The sequence below is a fragment of the Lactobacillus sp. HMSC08B12 genome (genome assembly GCF_001808415.1).
Lineage (GTDB): Bacteria > Bacillota > Bacilli > Lactobacillales > Lactobacillaceae > Lactobacillus > Lactobacillus delbrueckii.
Genome location: NZ_KV793214.1, coordinates 24,874 through 47,183, shown reverse-complemented (window position 1 = coordinate 47,183; position 22,310 = coordinate 24,874). Strand labels below are relative to the sequence as shown.

The window sequence follows — 22,310 nt, the reverse complement described above, 5'->3', positions numbered from 1 at the left end:
AAAATATCATCATGACGCTACACTAGTTTTTACTGCTTAATTCTCAACTTTTAAGTTTTTATTTTTCACGAATCTCCAAGTAGAAAATACCAAGAAAAGGCCGCTGGTCACTCAGACCAGCAGCCTTTTTGTCTGCAAAAAACTATTCTTCACTATTTTGCCCGGGCTTGACCATTGGCTGGAACATGTTGATACCGGCCAAAACCGTGGTTAGGCAACTGACCAGGATCAAGAGGTAGCCGGAAATGCCGATGGCCACGGCATAGCTCTTCAAGCTGGAAACAGCCTGGCTTAAGTAGCTGGCCGCGCTAGTTGTCTGGGCCAATTGGTAAAAGAGGTAGATCAAGACCAGGCTTTCGACCAGGGACAAGGCAAAGGCCCGGACCCGGGAGACCCGGGTATTCTGGCTGACGGCCAGCATGATGAAGACTGGCAAAAGCAGGAAGATGGCCAGGAAGAGGTAGAGAATCAAGGCGGGAACGATCTTACCCGCCGCGATCTGCCGGTTGGCGACTTCAAAGAAAACGCTGGCCACGGTCAGCTTGCTGCTGGAGGTCACGAAGCCTGTCCCCAGGAAAAGCAGGACCAGGGTGATCAAACTGGTCAAGAGGATGGAGAGCTGGATGATGCCGAAGTTCCGGGGCTTCTTGGTCTTCTTTTTCGCCTTTTCCACCTTGGCTTCAAATTTCGGGTGGGCCTGGGTGAAGTCTTCACTCTTCTCTTCAATTTTGCTTTCCTTGTCGTCAAAGGCATTGAAGATTTTAGAAGCCCCGTTCCGGATATATTCAGTCAAGTTCCGGTCAGCCGTGTATTCGCCCTGGGAGTCCCGGTGGCCGGTCCAGATGAGTAGAGCCATGGAGACGGCAAAAGCCGTCCAGCCCAGGGGCCGGGAGAAGCTCATGATGATCAAAAGACCCACGCCGACCAAGAAGGCGATCGTGGTGTTGTCTCTCATCCACTGGAGCATTTTTTCCGCGGTTGAGTTGCCGGTAAAGGCATTCCGTTCCTGCTTTTGCTGGTAGGCGGACCGGCTGAGCTTGTCAACTGGCTCTTTTTCTAAAGACCGGTCAGCTTCTTCCCGCTTAGCTTCTCTTCTTTCAACATTTTCTTCTACTGCTTCTTCCGTAAAGTAGTCTCGGCGGTATTTTTCCACATTGAATCCACAGTTTGGGCAGGCCTTTTCCTGGCCAGTCAGAGCCTGGCCACAGTTGGGACACTTTTTCATAGTAATCGTCCTTTGCTAGTGTTTCTTTTTCCACATTATAGCATTTTCCTTCCGGAGGCAAAAAAGAACCCGCCAAAGATGACGGGTTCTTAATGCATTATTTAGCTTTCATTTAAGACTTCTTGCCGAAGCTGAGGCCCTTCTTGCGGCCTGCCCACTTAGGCCATGGGAAGCCTTCGTAGGTCAGCTTGGTTGAAGCAGACAGGTTGATCGGCATCAGGAAGATCAGGATAGCCAGACCGATGATGACCCCGATGGCCACTTCGATCAAGGTTGGCACGCCTGATGGGATCAAGGCCGCGAAAGTACCACCCAGGATGACGACGGCTGAGATGACAACCGTCCCGATAGCCGTACATGCCTTCAGGATTCTTGCGCTAGGCAAGGCATGCGGATCGCCGTCACGGTAGCGCATCATGACGAAGATGCTGTAGTCGACCCCGAGGGCGATCAACATGATGAAGGTAAAGAACGGCACGTTCCAAGCCAGGGTGCTCCGGCCCATCACGCCGCTGACAACCCAGCGGGTGATTGACAGAGAACTGATGTAGGCCAAAAGCAGAGTCCCCAGGATGTAGATCGGCTGAAGCAGACTCCGGGTGACGAGGATCAAGGCAATGCCGACACCGATCAGCATGATTGCCATAGTTCTGGTAAAGTCACCGCTGGCCGTGTTCTTGGTGTCTTCGATGGTTGAGCTTTGCCCGCCCATTTCGACTTCAGCCTTGCCCAGGTCGGTCCCCTTGAGGGACTTGCGGGCCATAGCGCTCAAAGCTTGTGAGTGCTTTGCGGCACTTTCAGAACTTGGGTTGCTGTCCAGGATGATGATGATCATAGCACTCTTCTTGTCCGGGCTGAGGAAGACCATGAGGGACTTCTGCAGGTCGGCGTTGTGCTTCAAGACGTAGCTTGGCACGTAGAAGGTGTCAGAGGCCTTGGACTTGCGCAGGCCGTTCAAGTATGAGCCGGCGGAAACCAGACCGTTGTTGACGGCAGTCAAGCCGCTGGTGATGGCTGGCGTCTTTTCAGCGAGCTTGCTTGCGCCGCTGGAAAGCTGGCTGGTACCGGACTGCAGCTTGTCAGCCCCTTCAGCCAGTTGGCTGGAGCCGTTGACGCCTTGCGCCAGACCGTTTTGCAGTTGGCTGGCACCAGATTGGAGTTGGCCGGCACCGCTGGTCAAGCGGCTTGCGCCGTTAGCCAGTTGAGCCGCTCCGCTGACGCCGCTGGCCAAACCAGTAGCCAGTTGGCCGGCACCGGAGTTAACCTGGCCAGCGCCGGAGTTGACTTGACTGGCGCCGCTGGCTACAGCAGAAGCACCAGAGTTGACTTGGTTAGCACCTTGTGAAAGAGCTAAAGCACCAGCCATACCCTCGCTCAATCCACTGTAAAGTGAATTTGAACCTGTGTAAAGCTTGTGAGCACCAGCTGCAAGAGCGTCAACTCCCGACTGCATCTCGCCAATCTTGCTCAAGCCAGACTTCAAGCTACTGATCCCACTGGCTGCTTGAGTACTCAAATCATTGGAGCCCGAAGCAAGCTGGGACACAATTGCCTGCAATTGCTGAACTTCCGTGCTCAAGTCGGCCGTGGAAGCTGCAGAAGTGCTGCTGCCCAGACTGCCGGCGGCACTTTGAATGCCGGAAGCGGCACTATTCATGTTGGTTGCGGCAGTACCGGCAGTAGTCAAGCCGCTGCCTGCAGTACCCAAACCACTCTTGGTAGAAGACAGACCACTGTTAAGGGTTTCTAATTCCTTTTGCAGTTCTGCCTTCAAAGTTGGGTCTGAAACCTTGCTGATTGAGCTTGCCAGACTGCCAGCTGCGGCACTTGCAGTTCCCAAGCCAGTACCAGCAGTAGTCAGACCTGACTGTGTATCAGTCAAGCCTTTTTTCAAGTTTGAGACTTGGCCTTGTAAACTTTGCAAGCCACTAACCAGACTGGAGATCTTGGAAGTGTCAATGTTTGGCACGCTGATTTGGCTGACCTTGCTGTTCAATCTTTGCAAGCCTTCGTTCAAGGCGGTCAAGCCTGATGACAATTGGTCAAGCTTGCTAGTGTCCAATGAACCAGATTCGGCTGACAGTTCACTCTTCAGCTGGTCAAGGCCGGCAACCAAGGTGTTCATGTTGGCCGTCAGGTCCTTGGCGCCATTGGTCAAGGTCTGAGTGCCAGTGTACAGGCTGTTTGCGCCAGTTGCCAGAGAGCCGGTCCCGTTAGCCAGAGTCTTTGAACCACTGGCCAGGGAGCTGGTCCCGCTCTTCAGCTTCTGGGTACCAGCAGACAAGGTGTTGGCCCCGCTGGACAGCTTTCTAGTGCCGGAGTAAAGGGCGTCTGCACCAACTGACAAGGTCTTGGTCCCGTTAAAGAGGGTGCCTGCCCCGTCGTAGAGAGCGATTGAACCGTTGTAAAGCTTAACCGTCCCCGTGTACAGGTCCTTGGCCCCGTCACTCAAAGTGCCAGTGCCTTCGTCGAGCTGGTCAGCCCCGTTAGCCAGTTTCTTGGCCCCGCTGGTCACCTGCTCGCTGCCCTTAGTCAATTTGCCGACACCCTTTTCCAACTTGGCGGTACCGTCGGTAACTGACTTCAGCTGCTTCTTAACGTAGAGCAGCTTGATCTTTTCGTTGTATGGCTCAGTCGCGGACATAACCTTGTCCACGCCTTCAGAATTACGCAATTTCCGCGTCAATTCGTCGATCAGCTTCAAGTCCTTCTCATTGTCGAGCGTGTGATCACTCTTGATGTAAAGGTATGACGGCATGGCCATCCCTTTAGAGAAGTGCTTTTGCACCAGGTTCAGCCCTTGCTTAGAAGGTACTGAATCTGAAATTTCCGCCGTGTCGTCGTAGTTCAAAACGTTAGAGTAAGTAACGAAGAATGGTGTAACGACAACCGCTACAGCTGCCAAGAAGACAACGGGCCGCTTCAAAGTAGCGCTGGAAATCCCATGCCACATCTTGCTTGGGTTTTCCCCGGCGAATTCCTTGCTTGGCCAGAACATCTTCTTGCCCAAAGTGGCCATGAAGAAGGGGTTCAAAGTCAAGAGGACGATCAAGAGGACCAGAACGCCGACAGCAACGCCGGAAGCAGACCGGTAAACTGAGAAGTTGGCTAAGCCCAAAGCGGAGAAACCGATCAGAATTGAGGAGCCGGAGTAAAGAATAGTCCGGCCGGCCTTCTTGATCGAGTCCTTCGTGGCTTCAGCCACCCCCAGGCCATTGCCCAGGTCCTCCTTAAAGTGGTTATATAGCAGAATGTTGTAGTCGGTCCCGATCCCGAACAAAACAATCACCATGAAGACCTGGGTGAAGTTGGAGAACGGGAAGTTCACCTGGTTGACCAGGTTGGTCACGATTGAGAAGGAAACCAGGAAGGAAACCCCAACCGTCAAAAGTGACACGAGCGGGACAACCGGTGACTGGAAGACGATGATCAACACGATGAAGATGAAAACCACCGTGATCAGTTCCGTCTTCTTGATCCCTTCTCGGATCGAGCTGGTAAAGTCATTGTTGAGGACGTCTGCACCAGTGACGTAGGTTCTTACCCCACTGGTCTTGACAGCCTTGTTGATCTCGTCGTTAACCTGGGAGATGGTCCCGTGGCTCTTGGCGATGTTCATCTGCATGACCCAAGTCGTTCCGTCTTTAGACTTGAGCAGCTTCTTGGTCGCGATGTTGTCTTGCGGCGCCAGGTAGTCCTTGATGCCGTATTTCTTCTGGTTGCTAGTCAAGCGGTCGATTGAGGCTTCGATGTTGCCCTGGTCGGTCTCGGTCAGCTTACCGGATTTCTTGTTGAAAACAACCGCGACTTCATAAGTATTCTTTTTCTTACTGCCCCATTCGTTCTTGATTAGTTTGGCTGCTTCGCTTTCCACGTTGCTTGGCAGGGAGATTTCGCTGTGCGCTCTCGTCAGTGATTCAACGTTTGGCAGGGCAACCAAAGAAATCACCAGAATGAGCACCCAGGCGATCAAAGCGCCGAGATGGTTCTTCAGTAACTTCTTCAATGTTCTTTTTCCTTTCTTTGTCTTTTACAATCAGTCTACTAAACTAGGCATTTGACTGCTGGACGTTGGGCGAAACCAGCCGCCAGATCATTTCGTGATAGTTCTCCTCTGCTTCTCGCGGACTTTCCACCTTTTCCTGGCCATCTATAAACCGGTCCAGGAAGACGTAGCCCAGGACCGCGCCAACCAAGGCGTGCTGGGAAACCACGTGTTCAGTGTCCACCTGCAGCTGGTCCCCTAAGTCCAGGATCTTGACCACCTCTTTAACCACTTCTAAATCATCAGAAAATTCATCCACGTGGTAAAGGAGGGTCGCCAGGGCCTGGTCTTCCAAAAGGCGGTCGCGGACCACGTCAGCAAACTTAAACAATGCTTCGTGGCCTGACAAACCGACCAGCTGCTTGAGCAGGTCCTGGTAGAGCAGGCGGATCCGGCTGGCCGCGACCAGCGACAGAAGTTGCGAGCGGTTCTTCACGTAATGATAGAGTGACTGGCTGCGAACGCCCAGAGCCTTGGCAAGATTTGGCATGGTCATCTCGCTTAAGCCCCGGCTTTCAATCATTTCCGTGGCTTTGGCCAGGACCTTGTCCAAGTCCAAAGTTCTTTTTTGAGTCATAATTACTACCCTTTTCCTTTCAACTGTAGCAATTATATAACTACTAACTGAAGATTTCAATCTACACTCTGTAAATTAATCCCATTTTCTATTGAAAGCGGTTCCTAAAAGCGCTATCATATATTCAGATGGGAGATGAAAACTAAAAATGAAAATCTGGTGGTTCGCAAACTTTTACTGGTTCAGTTTACTGATTTATCTAAATGTTTTCATGTTCAATTTTCATTATGCTGACGGCAGCAGCATCAATCCTTTCGTAGTAACCTTCCTGCTGCTGGCTATCTGCATTATGGTCGGAGAATTCCAATTCGCCTGGTATATGTGGCTGGCTACGAAAACTTATAAACCACGTAAACGCAAGAAAACACAAAACGACTCTACTGTCTGGCTGTAGAGTCGTTTTTCATTTCTTCTGTTCAGTTTGCTCCGTCTTTACTTTTCGATGACTTGCTTAACGGCTTGCCCCAAGGAAGCAAAGTCATCAGTCTTGCTGGACCAGGCGCTAACCACGTAATTGTGGCCGTTATTGCTGATCAAGGCGACCTCTAAACTGCCATCAGCATACTGGTAGATGGTCCCCTTGGCCTTGCTGGCCAGCTTGGTCTTCCCTGTCATAGCAGTCAGAACCTGCTGGTTGTAGCTGCCGACCAGCTTGCCCTGGTAGATGGAAACCATGATCTTGGCCAGGTCACTGGCTGTCGTCTTGCCGACCACGGATTTAGAGAAGGTCCCCGTTACTTTAGTCTGGCTGGCCCCCAGCTGCTTAAGGATCTTGTTGACCTGCTTAGTCCCGATCGTCCGCAAAAGCGCGTTAGCCGCGGTCTTGTTGCCCTTCAGCATCTGCTCGCGCAAGTAGCTTGGCCCATAGCTGATCCCGACCGCGATCGCCGTACTTGTCCCGGCCTTGTCAGCCTTGGTAACCTTGATAGTCGTGCTGGCCCCGATCTTGCCGGACTTTTCCTGGGCGTAAAGGGCGATCAAAAGATAGAGGTAAAAAATCTTCTGGGAATCCTGGCCGCTCTTGGTGTTGGTCACTTCCGCGAAATGGCTGCTCTTATTCAAGTCATAAGCCGCCACCTGGTAGCTGACGTCCTGGCCCATAGCCTTCTTAATTGCCTTGACCAACTGCTTGTCACTGCCCTTGCTGCTCTTGACCTGGTTGTCATATTCAATGGAATTGACATTCGGTTCCTTGTCAGTGGAAGAAATGATCTTTTTGACCTTGCCGGACTTCTTTACCTGCACCACCGTGACTTTCCGCATTTCAGCATCCTTGTTGGTCCTGGTGTACACGACAAAAGCCAGTAGGGAGGCGATCAAAGCCCCGACTACAATATTGTTCTTCATTAAAGCTCCTTGTTTCTAGCTCTTAATTCCTTTAGAAAAGATGGTGCTTACGCATGAAGAAGATCAGCCAGACCATCAAAAGGACGGTGATCAAAATAATGATTATCCAGTCATAGCTGGCCCCGATAACCGGCAGCTTCACGTTCATCCCGTAAAAACCAGTCAAAATGGTCGGGATGGTCAAAACGATGGACCAGACCGTCAGGAACTTCATGGTGTCATTCAGGTTGTTGTTCAACATGTTGTTGGAAGTCGATGACAAAGTCTTGGTAACCTGCCGGGAAATCTGCACCATTTCTGAAGACTGGCTGGATTCAATCAAAACGTCGTCCAGCATTTCCTTGGCCGCTTTGGAAAAAGTCAGCCGGGAGTGCTGCAGGCTGCGCAGCATCATCTGGTCAGTCTGAATTGAACTGGACAGGTAGACCAGACTCTTTTCAATATTGGACAACTCCACCAGGTCCTTATTGTCGATGTCATCGCTCAGCTTGACGTCTAGGTCGTTGCGTTCAGCATCCAGCTGGGTGATGGCCCGCTGGAAGTACTGGGAAGCATACATCAAAAAAGTCACCAGCAGTTCCGTCACATCCTGGGCGTGTGAGAGCCGGCGCAAAACCTTGGGATCATTGAACTCGTCAAAAACATAGCTGGTCTCAATCGTATGGAAAGAAAAGAGGTTCTTGTCCTGTAGCAAAAAAGTGATTGGCCGGGAAGTGAAGTGCTTGATGGTCGTCGTTGGCCAGACTGGCACGTCATAGACTAGCAGGTGGGTGTCGGTATATTGGTCGTAGTCGTAGTGGGGCCGTTCATGCCGGTCGGAAACGTAGGAAATGATTTCCGGTGTAAAATAAAACTCTGTCTGCAGGCGCCGGCTGTCAGCTTCGTTCAAGCCATTGACGTCATACCAGTTAAAGTCTGTTTCAATTGGAAAAATTTGTTGCTTAATCATTGCTGTCCCCACCTTAATTTTACTCATTATTCATGATACCATTTTTTGAAATGAAGTTTCTTTAAAAGTAGGAAAAAAAGATGCAAATCACAGAAAAATATCTTCCATTTGGAAATTGGCAAACCTACTGCCGGATCGTGGGCGAGGCTACTGACCGCGCCCCGCTCCTCCTCCTCCACGGCGGGCCCGGCAGCAGTCACAACTATTTTGAAGTCCTCGACCAAGTCGCTGAAAAAAGCGGCCGCCAGGTCATCATGTATGACCAATTAGGCTGCGGCAACTCCAGCATCCCCGACGACCAGGCGGAAACGGCCTACACGGCCCAAACCTGGGTCAAGGAGCTGGAAAATGTCATAGAGCAGCTGGGCCTTGACCAGATCCACCTTTTGGGGCAAAGCTGGGGCGGGATGCTGGCTTTGATCTACCTGTGCGACTACCAGCCTAAAGGGGTCAAGAGCCTAATCCTCTCCTCCACTTTAGCCTCCGCCAAGCTTTGGAGCCAGGAACTGCACCGCTTAATCAAGTACCTGCCAGAAGGCGAGCAGGCCGCTATCAAGGAAGCTGAAACAACTGGCAACTACGACTCCCCGGCCTACCAGGCGGCCAATGCCCACTTCATGGACCAGCACGCCATCAAGCTCACGCCGGACCTGCCGGAGCCAGTTTTGCGCAAAAAAAAGGGCGGCAGCCTGGCCTACTTGACCGGCTGGGGCCCTAATGAATATACGCCGATTGGCAACCTGCACGGCTATGAGTACACTGACCGCTTAAAGGACCTGGACTTGCCGGCCTTGATTACCAGCGGCACTGACGACTTGTGCACTCCCCTAGTGGCTAAAAGCATGTACGACCACTTGCCAAATGCCCGCTGGGAGCTCTTTGCCGGCTGCGGCCACATGCCTTTTGTCCAGGAAAATGCCAAGTATCAAGAGCTATTGTCTGACTGGTTAATCAGCCAGGACTAGACCAGAGCCTTCTTTAACAAAAAATCTGTCTGACGGTCATCGCCAAGAACGAAGACATGCTCGCTGAACCGGGTCAAACCGCGGCTGGCATAGAAGTTCTTGGCGTTTTCGTTGTGCTCCCAAACACCCAGCCAGAGGACAGACTTGCCCCATTCCCGGCCCTTTTCTTCCGCGAACTCAAAGAGCTGCTTGCCCAGGCCCCGGTGCTGGAAACTTTTCCGCAGGTAGATCCGCTCGATTTCCAGGCCGTTTGGGTCGACCTCTTCGTTTTGGGCGTCGTCAACGTCCAGCTTCAAGTAGCCGGCAACTTCCCCGTCCGCTTTTAAGAAGTAAAAGAAGCTGCCCGGAGTTGCCATTTCTCCCCCAAGCTTGTCTTCATTGTAGTTTTCGTCCAAAAACTTGGCCATATCTTCCGGGCTGTTGTCTTTGCCAAAAGTATCCGCGAAAGTTTCCCGGCTGATGGCAATCAACTCTGGCAAATCTTTCTCACTAACTTGCACAATTTTTACTTCTGTCATGCTTTGCCTTCTTCTCTTTTTCTGCTTTACAGTTTCTTAGTTAAGGCCAGTCAAGACCCAGGTTCTGAGCAGCATCCCTGCTCTTTCCCAGTCTTCTTCCCGGTAGTCGTGGCCAGCGCCCCGCATTTGCAAAAGTTCGCCCTGCTTCAGCTTCTTGGCCATCATTTCCAGGCTGGCCAAAGGCGCCTGGTCGTCATCGCTGCCGGCAACAATGTAGCTGCGGCCCTGGTAGCCCTTGATCTTGTTCCAGTCCTTGATGACTGGTGACATTAAAAAGATCCCCCGGACTGACCGGCCGATTTCACTAGCCGCAACAGCTGCAGCGTTGCCCGCTTCCCCGTAGCCGGCAAAGACGATGTATTCGCTGGCCACCCGGTCATCGTTTCTAAGTTCGTCAAAGGCCAGGTGGTAGCCGCTGATGGCGCTGGCTGCATCTTCTGCTTCAAAGGTGAAGGTCAGGATGCCGGCGTCGTTTAAGTAGCGGCTCAGCCAATAGGCCTGGTCCTTGTCACCGGTCTTAGCCAAAATTACCAAGGGGGTCATCCCTTCGATCGGGTTGACGGCTTCACCCCAAATTCCTTTTAACTTACCCTTGGCGCTAATTAAGGTCATCTCTTTTTCCATAAAAAACTCCTTACGATTTCTTACTTTACATTAAAAACTTACAACATTCCTATTGTACTATTTTTTGCCGGAAATTAGGGCCGGTACTTGTAAATCGAGTTGTTGAGATTGTCCTTGACCAGCTGGTCGAAAAGGTCTTTGCCCTTGGCCGTAATCTCCGCGGCAATTTGATCATTGGCTTCTGTCAAAAAGCCGGCTAATTCTGTTTGGCTTAACTTTTCAGCTGCCCGGTCAGTTTCGTCGACGTGCTGGATCGCCAGGCTCTGGCAGTCAGCCTGGAAGGCCCGGAGCTTTCTCTGCCAGTCCTGCTGCTTACCTTCCAGCAAGGCCTGGATGCACTTGTAGAGCCAGTAGGCGCTATTAGTTGGGTCAGCCTGGCCGGTCTTGATCTGGTAATTGGCTGGGGTGTCCTTGATATTAGTGTAGAAAGGCACCCAAGGCGCGGCCGCGTAAAGGCCGAAGCAGAGCCACTGGATGGCCTTGTAGCCTTCTGGCCGGTCACTTCTGATCTGCATGATGGAGCATTCCTGCGACACCGTGACAGAAATTGGCCGGTAGGCATTCTTAACCGGGCTTTCTTCCTTGGTCAAGTAATCGTATTCCGTGTTTTCGTAGTGGCTGCTCAAGTAAAATTGCACGTCTTCGATGGCAATCTTCTTGGCCGGCACCCGGCAAAACGGCATGTCCAAGTCATCGATAGATTGACCCACTTCCGGGTTAAAGAGCTTTTGCCCATACCACATCCGGGGAGTGTTATAGCGGAGGTCGTCCTGGTCTCTTGGAGCAAAAATCTCCCGGAAATTAAAGCTGCCATTCTTAGAAGGATTCAAGTGGTGGTCCTTGACGAACTGGCGGAGATTAGTGGAATACATGTAGTTGGCCGGGTCATCAAAGTCGATTTCCCCGATGATCATCATGTTTGGTGCCACGACATAGCTGTCATCTGGCACCCGGCGGGCAACCCACTGATGACCGGCCCCGGTTTCCATGTACCAGATTTCATTTTCATCGCCAAAAGCAATCCCGTTGCTTTCGCTTGAACCATATTGTTCCACCAGGCGGCCCAGGCGCTCAACCCCTTCTCTGGCCGTCTTGATGAAAGGCAGGACCAAATAAAGCATGGAGTCTTCCCCGATCCCGTTTTTGACAAAAGGATCATGGCCTAAGACCCGGCGGTTGCTGGCCTCGCTTTCCGTTGCGCTCATGGCCACGTTGTAGCTGTTGATCCCCTGCTCGTCAAAGCGGCCGTAGTCTTCTACGGCGTCGCGGACGGCGGTGAAGCCGCAGCCTTCTCCCTTTAAGGGAATTTCAACGCCGGTTCCTTTGGAGACAAAGAGCTCGTCATAATTTTTAGCTGGATAGTAGACAAAGCGCTTTTCGTTAAAGCCCTGGTCGTAGTCTTCGTCTCTGGACACGATCGTAAACCCATCAAGGCTGGCCTTCTTGCCCACCAGCATGGTTGTACAGTTGTCGCGCATTTTTCTTCCTTCTTTCTATTCGCTGACCTGCATGCCGCGGTCGATCTTTGCCCGGCCGGTTTCGTAGTCAAACTGGTAGCCCGGCTGCACATTGTAGATGTAAACGTTGAAATCCAGGCTGCCGTCGGTGGAAACTGCCTGGAGGTTGATCCCCCGGGCCATGAGTTCCCGGCCTTTAAAAATTGGCGTTGCTTGGTAGATGACCTTTTTCCCGCTTCTTAAAGCTGACCGGACCTTGCTTTCAAAAATCGTCTGGATCTTCTGGTTGGAGAAGGCTGACTGGGTAAAAAGGTTCTTAGGGTTGTTCTGGTCACCGGACTGGTTCTTGGGGTTATAGTTGCCGTCCTGGTCGATACCGGCGGAAACTGAGTAGGCAATGAGGTGGCCCCGGTTGTAGATCTGGGTCCCGTTTTGCCGGTTGGAGTGCCAGCCAGTTGGCTGAACGTACTGCCTTACTCTTAAGGAGTCGTTAGCCACGTTCCGCTTCTCCAAAAAAGCGGTGTTGGAGCTGGAAGTCCGGTTCTGGCTGTCCAGGTTGGAGTAGATAACCCGATTGACCTTCCAGGCGCTTTTCACCAGGGTGGAGTGGTTGTTGTTAACATAGCGCCAGCCCTTGCCTCCGGATTTAAAAGTCTCCTGGGCTAATTTCTGGTAGTCGCTCTTGGCTAAGCCCCCGTAGACGGTTTTAGCCGTTTGGGCCGAGCTGACTGCGCTTGATGACGTGCTGCTGGAACTGGAACTAGTTAAATTTTCCTGGCCGCCTTTGGTGTAGACGCCCCAAATGATTGCCACCGCGGCGATAGCGACCGACAGCAGGCTGGTATTTTGGCGCTTCTTGCGCCTGCGTTTTTTTGCCATTTCTTTTCCTCGCTTTTTAAACTAAAACTATTTTAGAGGATTTTTCCCGGAAACCAAAAGATTTGACCTATAATTGAGAGAAAAAGCAAGCAATACTTATCTAATAGAAAGGCAAAAAAATTATGGAAGAATTCAAGCTAAATGACGGAAGCCAGATTCCAAAGATCGGCTTTGGGACTTACAAGATCAAGGGCTACCAAGGAGTCCAAGCGATCAGCCAGGCAATTGAAAACGGCTACCGGCTCCTGGACTCAGCCGCCCGCTATGAAAACGAAGGGGCCCTGGGCAAGGCAATCAGAAGCAGCTCTGTTAAAAGAAGTCAGCTTTTCGTGACCTCAAAGTTGCCGGGAGCCCACCACGAATACAAGTCCGCGATTAACGAACTGGAAGAAGGGCTTTTAAGAAGCGGGCTGGACTATTTTGACCTCTACCTGATCCACTGGCCAAATCCTTTGGAAGACCGCTATGTAGAAGCCTGGCAGGCCTTGATCGACGCGCGAAGATTTGGCTTGGTCCGGTCGATTGGGGTATCGAATTTTGAACCAGGGCATATCGACCGCTTGATTAAGGAAACCGGGGTTACGCCAGCCGTCAACCAGGTAGAGCTGCATCCCTACTGGTCCAGCCGCGCCGTCCGGGCTTATGACAATGAGCATGGGATCGTTACGGAAGCCTGGAGTCCGCTCATGCGGGCCGGGGAAGTTTTCCAGGAAGATTTGATTCAAAAGCTGGCCGCCAAGTACGGTGAGAGCCCGGCTCAAGTAATTTTGCGCTGGGAAATCCAACTGGGGGTAGTACCAATTCCAAAGGCCTCCTCCAGCCAGCACCAGTTGAGCAATCTGGATATTTTTGACTTCACTTTAACTGAAGATGAAGTAACTGCCTTGACGGACTTGGACAAGGCAGATGGCCGCCGGCCCGACCGCGACCCTAACCAGCACCAGGAATTTTAAGCAGTAGAAATAAGCAGTTGCACTGGTCAACTGCTTTTTTCTTTTAAACATCTGTAAAAATTTGATGCCATCTGACTTTTCCCTGCTTTGATAAGCAAAATTTGCGCTCTGAATTTTAAGATAATTAATTTTCCGCCTTTTCAGACCTTATAAAATAACCCTGCCACACATAGTATAGCTTCGCCGCTGAAAAGTTATGACCGAGTGCCTATATGTGACTCAGGCAATCCCCCACCTTGCGCGGACACTTTATTATATCTACGCACATTTATGGCAAACAACTAATCTTCGTTATTTATGTACTCTTTCCGTGAAAAAAGCGTTATCATATGGTTGATGAATCGATTTGTCAAAATTCGTTTACTGAAAAGTGGAGGTCGAATCATGAAGAAGCTTTTAACATGGCTGTTATTACTCTCAGCATCCTTGTTTTTCGCTCATCCGGTTAATGCGGATGCTGACACCACGGCTAATTCCGAAGTCTTTGCGTCTATCTACCGGCAAGGTGTAAGTAAAGGTATTCTTACTGAAAGTAACAGTTCCGAAGCAGAATTCGTAAAATACTGCAGTACAGAAGCATTTCCGATGTATCTGAAATACGTTGAAGTGGATCCCGGGACTTCTTTTGAACAATATGTCGCAGATGAAAACTATTTTGTTTCATGCAATCCGAATAATGATCATCCCGACACCATTTCTGCAGACAATTCACAAAGCAAAGGAAAGGGTTATTCCATCTTTTCATCATTTATCGCTGCAAAAAGTGGGTATAGCATGAAAGCCGGAGATATCTTAGTTTGTCACGGAACAGATAGTGCTGGTATCTTTGCCGGTCACGCTGCTTTTGCAACGTCAGCCAACTACATTTTAGAAATGCCGGGACCTAACCGAACTGTTGAACATCCCAGCAAGGAATCGTTTTTTAAAAAACATACTGGTAAAGGTAAGTACGTCGACGTATACCGCATCAAAAAGCATCCACACTATGCAGATGCAGCTTCCACCTACGCTTACCGTCATTTGTACAAAAATCCTAAAGATCGGCCAAAATACGGCTTTCAATCTGGCTTATATAGCATGAAGGATAGTTACTGCTCAAAATACGTTTACTACGCTTACTACAAAGTTTTACCAAAGGGCACACTTAAAACTTATAATAATTGGCATATCGTCCACCCATTTACTTTTGTCGGTAATTTCCAAGGTGACTTCAAAGCAAGTTATCTACATCAGATTACCAGTTGGAAGTGATCTACCATGACAAAAACAGAAAAAGTTCTTTCAACAATTATTAAAGCGGTCAACTGCTTGATGTTTCTGATCGAGGCAGTTCTAATCTGGTTCATGGGAGCACACTCCGTTGGCTTTCAAACCGATTTCGAAAGCCTTACCATTGGTTGGGCTCTAATCATTGTGTCTATTGCCCTTTTGTTGGCTGCCATCCTAATCTGGACGAGCAAGTTTTCAGTCCTCTTCTGGATCACTGTAGTTGTCCTAGTTGCCGGATTCATTGCTTTAACCCTTTTACGGGTGATGACTGCAGGTTTAGCTTTCGATGTGCTTGGTTCAGCCATAATTCTTTTTATATTACGCTATGGCAAATTCACTAAGCCATATGCAGGACCTATTATGGTTGTTGCTATCAACTTAACCTACATCTATCTTTTATCCGTTCCTTATGACTGGTTCTTTAATTACTGGTTTACGAAGTAAAAAATCTAATTATCCGACAATAACAAACCTGAGCTCACATCAATATGAGCTCAGGTTTTTCTATATTCAGCTAAAAATTTTCCCGCTACTTTTGCATCCCCTGCAATAAGGCAAAGAGAGCACCGTAGAGGTTGGTATCATTTCTGAACTTGGCCGCCACGATTTCCGGCGGAATTACCTGCTGGCCCAAAATCGGGTTGTCCTGCAAGATTTCCCCGAACTGTCGGCGGATCTCCTCGATCAAGATTTCCTGGGCGCTGATCCCGCCGCCGATCACAACCTTTTCCCCGTTGATCACGGTCTGCAGGTTCAAAATCATCACGGCTACATCCAAGCAGTACTGGCGGAAGATCTTGCCTGCCTCTTCATTGCCGGACTTGATGGCTGCAAAAGCCGCCAAACCGTCAGCAAGGTCTTCATTGCCCAGCTCCTGGTTGACCCTTTCCACCATTCTGACAGCTGAGCAGCGGGCACCAGTATAGGCAGCCATTTCCTTAAGCCCAGCTTCCTGGTTCGTGATCATCCAGCTAAGTTCCCCAGCCTGGAAGCTGCTCCCGTGCAGAAGCTTGCCGCCAACGACGATCCCGCCGCCAACGCCAGTGCCCAGAGTCATCACCGCTCCGATATCAACTCCCTTGAGTTCGCCCAGCCACTGCTCGCACAAGGCTGCCGCCTTTGCATCATTTTCCGCGCTAACCGCTACCCCGTATCTGGACCCCAGCGTCTCTTCCAGGTTTAAGCCGTCCAAAAAGGTCAAAGCCCCGCCATAGTGGATGATCATTTTCTCCGTGTCGATCTTCCCTGGCGCGCAGACCGCGATCCCGGTAAACTTGCCCTTGTACTGGTCGCCGACTTCATACAGGGCGGCGACAAAGTCGTCCAGATTGTCCGCGCTTGTCCGCTTCCCCTTTTCCAGCAGCTGCCCTTCATTATCCATCAAGGCGTACTTCACGTTGGTTCCGCCAATGTCAAAAACTAAGTATTGCGTCGTTTTTTATCCTCACATCCAAAAAAGCATCTATAACTACTAGTATAAGTGTTTGCAGCCGCTGCTTCCATGCCAAAAATTGACCAAAAAAAGGCCAGCCTTGAGCTGGTCTTTAATACTAGTATGATCGCAAAAAATGCTTTGATTAGTGGTGGGATGCACCGCTAGTTGCTTCTGGTTCAGCTGGCTTTGCTTCTTCCTTGGCAGCAGCTGCCTTGGTTGAAGGACCAGTCTTAGCGTCTGGGTCAGAGTTGCGGCGGTAAGTTGCGCCAGTTGCAGCGTCTGGGTCAACAACCAGCTTCTGGCCAGTTGATTCGCAGAAGTACTTCACGAATGGGTAGATGTCTTGAACCCATTCGTAGATACCCATGTAGTTGCCTTCTTCGTCTTCCACTCTCTTGTAGTAGTGCAAAACGAGTTCAGTCAAGTTACCAGTTGGTACTGGCATCCAAACTTCGTCATGGCCGCCTTCCTTGGTCCGCAGGGCGTGAACAACCTTCTTGGCAGTTGGGATAACGTCACGGATGTCCGGGTGAACGGCGCCCATAGTGTTACCGACTTGGGCTGGCACACGGCCGGCCTTCATCTTGTAGTTAGGGTCTTGCGGACGGTTGTACCACAGGAATTGGTTGTTGTCGTCCACGTAAGTCATTTCACCGAAAGTGTTGCGGAGCATCCAGTTGATTTGGTTAACCGTCAGCAAACCTGAGTCCAGCTTAACGTAGTCATCGCCTTCAGCAGCATTAACCTTGGCAGCTGCCTTGTCCAGCCATTCAGGGTCGTTCTTTTCCAAGCCGTCAACAGTGTAGCGGCTGTGGCCAGTTGCTTCAAAATCTTCCTTCAAGTATTCTTCAGGGTTCATGTCCTGCAGCCATTTTGGTTCTGCCATAATTCAGTCTCCTTCAGTCTTGCAACAAACTATTTTCTTTGTTTTCTTGTTTTCTTACTTACACTGTCCATTGTATCCTGTAAGCACTTACTTTGCAAGAGCAATATATCATATTTCTTATATGTGCAAAAATATATATTTTGCTTTTACTAAGTCAAAAAGCTTTTTAACATATATTTTGCTGTATAAAAGTAATAAAAAAAGCCAGCTTAGGCTGGCTTAACTTTGTCTAAAACAATAATCTGGTCGAACATGGCCTTTTCCACGTCCGAAATCTTGTGGGCGACTTCGATCACCGCTACCTTCGGATTGCCCAGCAAAGTCTCATGGATCTCCAAAGACAGGCGGGGATCCAGGGCACTGGTGGCTTCGTCAGCCAGCAGGATCGGCCGGCCAGACAAGAGGGCCCGGGCAATTTCCACCCGCTGGATCTGCCCGCCGGAGAGGTTGTTGCCGTTCTCCCCGACCGGGTAGTCCAGGCCGTTTTCCTGGATCAGGTCATCCAGGCCCGCTTCATGGCAGGCCATGAGCAGCTGTTCTTCATCCACCTGCCGGCCCAGAGTCACGTTAAAGCGGAGGGTGTCGTCAAACATGAAAGGCTTCTGGTTGACGTAGGAGTAGAAGTTGTGGGCCTTGTACCAGTCCCCCGTCACTTCTTCACCGTTGATTAAAATTTCACCATGGCTTGGCGTGTAGATGCCCAGCATGAGGCGCAAGAGGGTGGTCTTCCCCCAGCCGGACGGCGCCATCAAGAGGATCTTTTCCCCCGGCTTGATCTTGATGTTCACGTGTTCAAAAATCTGCCGCTTGCTGTGCTTGGTCACGTAGGCCACGTCCCGGATTTCCATGCCGTCAAAGTGGTCGACCGGGTAATTGTCGTCTTTTTGCACGTAATTGAGGGCCCGCTGGGTTCTCTGCCACATCGGCACGGTTGACTTGACCTGGTTGAATTCGTTAAACAAGGTGACCACCGGGCTGATGAAGTTGATGGCCAAGTCGACCATCATAACCAGGGTCCCAACCGCCAGCCGCCCCTGCATCATCATGATCCCGCCGATCGTGCAGGGAATGATGAAGCAGAAAAGTTCCGCTGCTGAGTAGATCAATTCCAGGGCCCAGGCCTGGGTCAAGGTCATGCTCCGAAGGGCCGTTTCCATATCCCCGGCAGCACCCACCGCCCGCTTGACGATATTAGTGCGGACGTTGTAGAGGCGGGCTGACTGGGCCCCGTTCAAGCTGTCAGACACGTACTGGGTGTAGACGGCGTTCTTCTGGGTCCAGATCTTGGACTTCTTGGTGATGATCTTGCTGGTAATCATCTGCACGCCGGCCGGAGCCAGAGTCGCCACGATAAAGACCAGGGTCATTTCCCAGGAGTTATATAAAGCAAAGGCCAAAGAGCCCACGAAGGTCAAACTTTGGTAGATGATGTCCAGCTGGGCCGTGACCCGGTTGGTTTCGATCTGCTTTAAGTCGTTGGTCATGAAACTCAGCCCGTCCTTGGTGTCCAGGCTGTTTTGGTCGATCAGGTAGCGGAGGTTGGCCTCTTTCAAGGTCATGTTCACGCTTCTGATGATGTTCATTTTGGTCGTTTCATAGAAGAAATTGCTGGCCATGAACAAAAGCTGGCCCCCGGCCGTCAAGGCTGCGAAGCCGACCAGGCGGCCGTAATCAGCCTTGCCGGAAGAGGCAATGTTCAGCATGACCTTGAGCATGTAGGCCACGAACAAAACATTGCAGGCCTTGATGGCGGCCAGGAAGCTGAACAGGGCTACCTGGCTTTTCCGTGCGTATTTGAGACACATTGGATAATCCCTCTCTTTCATAAACATTATAGCAATCTTTCCTATTTTTGCCGCCAGCATTGATATAATTAAGATAATCCTAAGAAAGTAAAATCTTGCTAAAGTCTGATTCTTGGCAAAGCGTGACAATTTTTTAAAAAAGAGAAAAAGACCGGAAAGACTAGCGGGAAAAACAAAGAATAAAAACTAGAAAGAAACGAGAAGACAAAATAAATGAAATTAGTTGAACTGCATACCAAAGCCGACCAATTATCCGGCAGCTACTATCTGGGCTACCTGGTCTACCAAAGCGCGGACGCGGCCACCCTCATCAGCCTGGACGACGACGCCAATGCCGGCGGGGTCTTGGTCATCAATAACCAGGACATCCTGACCAGCGTCGACGAATCCCCCAGCCTGGCCTACTGCCAGCACCTGATCGATGAAGGCAAGTCGACCGACCCCTTCGCCCTCATGCCCCTCAACCAGGAGCTCCTGAAGACGCCTTTGACCAGCCTTAGCGCGGCCAGCCAAGCCGCACTGGAGAAGGACCTGGTCGTCAATATCACCTTAACCAGCGGGATCGTCTACACCGGCATCATCGCCTTAGCCGGTCCAACCGAAATCCAGCTGAAGCAGATCGGGGACGACTACGAGCTGGACCCTCTCTGCCTGGTCATCCCCCTGTCTGCCATCTCCAGCCTGGAATTAAACGCTCCTTTAAACAAGCTCTGGAAAAAGTACCAGGCGGTTAAAGAGCAGTTTGCCGGCCAGAATCCCTACGGCTTAGTTGAACTTTACCTGGACTGGCTGGATGACGCCCGCTTTGGCAGCTGCCTTTTGGGCCTGGTCCTGGACCAAAGTGACCAGTTCCTGCTTTTTGAAAGCTTGAATGACTATGGGCAATTAGAATCCATCTGCCTGGTCAACAGAGAAGACGTGGTTCATGAATCAGTAAATTCCGCGGCTATCGACTTCTCCAGCTTCCTGGTCGCCTACAACCAGAAAAATGAAATTTTTGATCCGGGCCACTTGGGCAAATTAGCCCAGTCCTTAGACCATGTCCCAACTGTCCGGGAAGTGATTGAAAAAGCCGGAAAGCAACTGGTCAGCGTTGACGACTATGAATTAGCCGGGGAAAACCTGGGCTACGTGACCGCGGTAGACGAAGCAGGCTTCACCATTGAGGACCCGGAAAGCGGGCAGGAAGTCAGCCACCTTTTTGAAAACGTCTGTGCCTTGGACTTGGCCAGCACCGAACTGGAAAAAATGCGGGAATTCCTGGCAGCCCAAAACCAGTAGGCAAATAAGGCATATAATAGATAAAGGCATATAATGAACTAGATAGTTATAGTTAGGAGATTTTTCCAATGAAACAAGGAACGACGATTTTGACTTTGGACAATGGCTACCATCTTTGGACCAACACCCAAGGGACAGGTGACATCCACCTGCTCTGCCTGCACGGGGGCCCGGGCGGCAACCACGAATACTGGGAAGATACGGCTGAACAATTAAAGAAGCAGGGCTTGAACGTCCAGGTCCACATGTACGACCAGCTGGGCTCCCTTTACTCTGACCAGCCGGACTACAGCGACCCAAAGATCGCGGACAAGTACCTGACTTACGAATACTTCCTGGACGAAGTTGAAGAAGTCCGGCAAAAGCTGGGCATCGATAACTTCTACTTGATCGGGCAAAGCTGGGGCGGCCTTTTGGTCCAGGAATACGCGGTTAAGTACGGAGACCACTTGAAGGGGGCCATCATCTCCTCCATGGTTGACGACATCGACGAATACGTGGCCGCGGTCAACCGCCGCCGGCAAGAAGTCCTGCCGCAGACCGAAATCGACTTCATGCACGAATGCGAAGCCAAGAACGATTACGCCAACCAGCGCTACCAGGACGACGTGCAGATTCTGAACATCAACTTTGTTGACCGCAAGCAGCCTTCCAAGCTCTACCACCTGGGCAACTTGGGCGGCACGGCCGTCTACAACGCCTTCCAGGGCGACAATGAATTCGTCATCACGGGCAAATTGAAGGACTGGCACTTCAGAAGCGAACTGCCAAAGATCAAGGTGCCAACCTTGCTGACTTTTGGCGAAGTGGAAACCATGCCTCTGGAAACGGCCAGAACCATGCAGAAACTGATTCCTAACTCCCGCCTGGTCACTACTCCTGACGGCGGCCACCACCACATGGTCGACAACCCCGATGTCTACTACAAGCACCTGGCTGACTTCATTAGGGAAGTTGAAGCCGGCACTTTCCAAGGCGAATAAGATTATAAAGTCCTTATTTTTGAGTTTTTTTGTAAAAGAAATCTTAACCTTTGGTAAAAGATCCAAGGTCAATGGTAACCCCTTACTGAAGTAAGGGGCTTGAAGCGTAAGTTTCAAGTCCTACGTCTTCAATAGGGAGGCTGGAGGAATCCAGCTTTCATTGTCTAGACTAAGCTATCCAGTCTGGTTCGGCTGACTGGATAGAGGAACTACGTTATCCATGTCATCACACCCACTGATGATGCCCAAGTCTTTGGCTCTGTGGCAGCTCTGTAAACAGTCATGAGGTTAACATGGCAGTCAACTGCATCGCCCAGATTCTCCGGAGTCATAGCAAGCATGGATAACATTGTCGATGGGCAACAACGCGAATCCGGATTGGGTCTCCTGATTCGGACAAGCGGCAGGAATCACTGTTTCCTGCATTAAGGAAAAGGAGAACAACATGAAGCATGAAAATGCCAACCGGGTATTTCTGCTCAATAAGGACGGCAAGCCTCTTATGCCATGCCGCCCAAGAAAGGCCAGACTGCTGCTGAAAAGCGGCAAGGCCTTTGTAGTCAAGAAATATCCGTTCACCATCCAGCTGAAATATGGCTCGTATGGCTATAAGCAGAAGGTTAGTCTTGGCATAGACACCGGGCAGAGGCATATTGGCTTTGCCGTAGTCAGTAAAGACAAGGTGCTGCACCAAAGTGAGGTAGAGCTTCGCCAGGACATGCACACGAATCTGTACACTCGCAAGATCTACCGCAGAGGCAGAAGAAACCGCAAGACCCGCTATCGCCAGGCTCGCTTTTTAAACAGAGTGCATGGCAAGAGAGACGGCTTGTGGCTTCCGCCGTCAGTAAAAAGCAAGGTAGGCCACAACATTGCTTGGATCAAGCGCTATCTGGCTGTATTGCCAAGTCCCGATCTTCACATCGAAGTAGGCAAGTTTGACATGGCCAAAATGGTCAACCCGGACATTTCGGGCAAGCAGTATCAAGAAGGCAGTCTAAAGGACTGGAAGAACTATGAGTACTACGTGCTGGCACGTGACGAGTACACCTGCCAGCTCTGCCATAAGCATGGCGAAGGCATAAAGCTTGTAGTTCACCACATCGTCTACC

At 50.7% G+C, this 22,310-nt stretch carries 20 protein-coding genes; 8 read left to right on the top strand and 12 right to left on the bottom strand.

Features of this window, described 5'->3' with window-relative positions; genetic code table 11:
* Positions 1-142 precede the first annotated feature (142 nt).
* From HMPREF3168_RS09060 to HMPREF3168_RS09050, 3 genes are all read right to left on the bottom strand, one after another.
* Positions 143-1,225 (bottom strand): hypothetical protein, encoded by a 1,083-nt coding sequence (locus HMPREF3168_RS09060; RefSeq protein ID WP_070489708.1) that lies wholly within the window; start codon positions 1,223-1,225, stop codon positions 143-145.
* Positions 1,226-1,337: 112 nt separating this feature from the next.
* The gene (locus HMPREF3168_RS09055) at positions 1,338-5,231 is read right to left on the bottom strand and encodes an MMPL family transporter (RefSeq protein WP_070489706.1); all 3,894 of its coding nucleotides are present in this window, start codon (positions 5,229-5,231) and stop codon (positions 1,338-1,340) included.
* 43 nt (positions 5,232-5,274) lie between these two features.
* On the bottom strand, positions 5,275-5,847 hold the full coding sequence (locus tag HMPREF3168_RS09050; protein WP_003612146.1) for a TetR/AcrR family transcriptional regulator: 573 nt from the start codon (positions 5,845-5,847) through the stop codon (positions 5,275-5,277).
* Positions 5,848-5,995: 148 nt separating this feature from the next.
* Here HMPREF3168_RS09050 and HMPREF3168_RS09045 point away from each other — a divergent pair, with 148 nt between their 5' ends.
* Positions 5,996-6,241 (top strand): hypothetical protein, encoded by a 246-nt coding sequence (locus tag HMPREF3168_RS09045; RefSeq protein WP_003612145.1) that lies wholly within the window; start codon positions 5,996-5,998, stop codon positions 6,239-6,241.
* Positions 6,242-6,279: 38 nt separating this feature from the next.
* On the opposite strand, the gene HMPREF3168_RS09040 is transcribed toward HMPREF3168_RS09045, so the two are convergent.
* Complete coding sequence (locus tag HMPREF3168_RS09040) at positions 6,280-7,194, bottom strand: serine hydrolase (protein ID WP_070489705.1); 915 nt, start codon at positions 7,192-7,194, stop codon at positions 6,280-6,282.
* Between the two features lie 31 nt (positions 7,195-7,225).
* Entirely contained in the window at positions 7,226-8,143 is a 918-nt protein-coding gene (locus tag HMPREF3168_RS09035; RefSeq protein WP_070489703.1) for a magnesium transporter CorA family protein, read from the bottom strand.
* An 80-nt stretch (positions 8,144-8,223) separates the two neighbouring features.
* Here HMPREF3168_RS09035 and pepI point away from each other — a divergent pair, with 80 nt between their 5' ends.
* Complete coding sequence (gene pepI, locus HMPREF3168_RS09030; RefSeq protein WP_070489701.1) at positions 8,224-9,108, top strand: proline iminopeptidase; 885 nt, start codon at positions 8,224-8,226, stop codon at positions 9,106-9,108.
* On the opposite strand, the gene HMPREF3168_RS09025 is transcribed toward pepI, so the two are convergent.
* From HMPREF3168_RS09025 to HMPREF3168_RS09010, 4 genes are all read right to left on the bottom strand, one after another.
* On the bottom strand, positions 9,105-9,626 hold the full coding sequence (locus tag HMPREF3168_RS09025) for a GNAT family N-acetyltransferase (protein ID WP_070489698.1): 522 nt from the start codon (positions 9,624-9,626) through the stop codon (positions 9,105-9,107). The two genes, pepI and HMPREF3168_RS09025, sit on opposite strands and share 4 nt — an antisense overlap.
* A 36-nt stretch (positions 9,627-9,662) precedes the next feature.
* Complete coding sequence (locus HMPREF3168_RS09020; RefSeq protein WP_070489696.1) at positions 9,663-10,250, bottom strand: alpha/beta fold hydrolase; 588 nt, start codon at positions 10,248-10,250, stop codon at positions 9,663-9,665.
* 74 nt (positions 10,251-10,324) lie between these two features.
* Positions 10,325-11,728, bottom strand: a complete 1,404-nt coding sequence (locus HMPREF3168_RS09015) for a C69 family dipeptidase (RefSeq protein ID WP_070489694.1) — start codon at positions 11,726-11,728, stop codon at positions 10,325-10,327.
* Positions 11,729-11,743: 15 nt separating this feature from the next.
* Positions 11,744-12,586, bottom strand: coding sequence for a DNA/RNA non-specific endonuclease (locus HMPREF3168_RS09010; RefSeq protein WP_070489691.1), 843 nt, complete (start codon positions 12,584-12,586; stop codon positions 11,744-11,746).
* Between the two features lie 122 nt (positions 12,587-12,708).
* Here HMPREF3168_RS09010 and HMPREF3168_RS09005 point away from each other — a divergent pair, with 122 nt between their 5' ends.
* The 3 genes from HMPREF3168_RS09005 to HMPREF3168_RS08995 all read left to right on the top strand — a co-directional run bounded on the left by HMPREF3168_RS09005 (position 12,709) and on the right by HMPREF3168_RS08995 (position 15,252).
* Positions 12,709-13,539, top strand: coding sequence for an aldo/keto reductase (locus HMPREF3168_RS09005; RefSeq protein WP_070489689.1), 831 nt, complete (start codon positions 12,709-12,711; stop codon positions 13,537-13,539).
* Between the two features lie 384 nt (positions 13,540-13,923).
* On the top strand, positions 13,924-14,790 hold the full coding sequence (locus tag HMPREF3168_RS10215) for a hypothetical protein (protein WP_003612091.1): 867 nt from the start codon (positions 13,924-13,926) through the stop codon (positions 14,788-14,790).
* Positions 14,791-14,796: 6 nt separating this feature from the next.
* Positions 14,797-15,252 (top strand): hypothetical protein, encoded by a 456-nt coding sequence (locus HMPREF3168_RS08995; protein ID WP_035174977.1) that lies wholly within the window; start codon positions 14,797-14,799, stop codon positions 15,250-15,252.
* An 85-nt stretch (positions 15,253-15,337) separates the two neighbouring features.
* Here HMPREF3168_RS08995 and HMPREF3168_RS08990 read toward each other — a convergent pair whose 3' ends face one another.
* The 3 genes from HMPREF3168_RS08990 to HMPREF3168_RS08980 form a co-directional block, all read right to left on the bottom strand.
* On the bottom strand, positions 15,338-16,219 hold the full coding sequence (locus HMPREF3168_RS08990) for an ROK family protein (protein ID WP_256388600.1): 882 nt from the start codon (positions 16,217-16,219) through the stop codon (positions 15,338-15,340).
* A 166-nt stretch (positions 16,220-16,385) separates the two neighbouring features.
* Positions 16,386-17,129: a PAS domain-containing protein gene (locus tag HMPREF3168_RS08985; protein WP_070489688.1), complete on the bottom strand. Its 744-nt coding sequence runs from the start codon at positions 17,127-17,129 to the stop codon at positions 16,386-16,388.
* Positions 17,130-17,338: 209 nt separating this feature from the next.
* A complete protein-coding gene (locus HMPREF3168_RS08980; RefSeq protein WP_070489686.1) occupies positions 17,339-18,934 on the bottom strand; it encodes an ABC transporter ATP-binding protein in 1,596 nt (531 codons plus the stop codon).
* A 213-nt stretch (positions 18,935-19,147) separates the two neighbouring features.
* Here HMPREF3168_RS08980 and HMPREF3168_RS08975 point away from each other — a divergent pair, with 213 nt between their 5' ends.
* The 3 genes from HMPREF3168_RS08975 to iscB form a co-directional block, all read left to right on the top strand.
* Positions 19,148-20,215: a hypothetical protein gene (locus HMPREF3168_RS08975; RefSeq protein WP_070489684.1), complete on the top strand. Its 1,068-nt coding sequence runs from the start codon at positions 19,148-19,150 to the stop codon at positions 20,213-20,215.
* A 68-nt stretch (positions 20,216-20,283) separates the two neighbouring features.
* Positions 20,284-21,198 (top strand): proline-specific peptidase family protein, encoded by a 915-nt coding sequence (locus HMPREF3168_RS08970; RefSeq protein WP_003621631.1) that lies wholly within the window; start codon positions 20,284-20,286, stop codon positions 21,196-21,198.
* Between the two features lie 445 nt (positions 21,199-21,643).
* Positions 21,644-22,310, top strand: a 667-nt coding sequence (gene iscB, locus HMPREF3168_RS10840) for an RNA-guided endonuclease IscB (RefSeq protein ID WP_371440839.1), incomplete at its 3' end; no start/stop codon positions are given.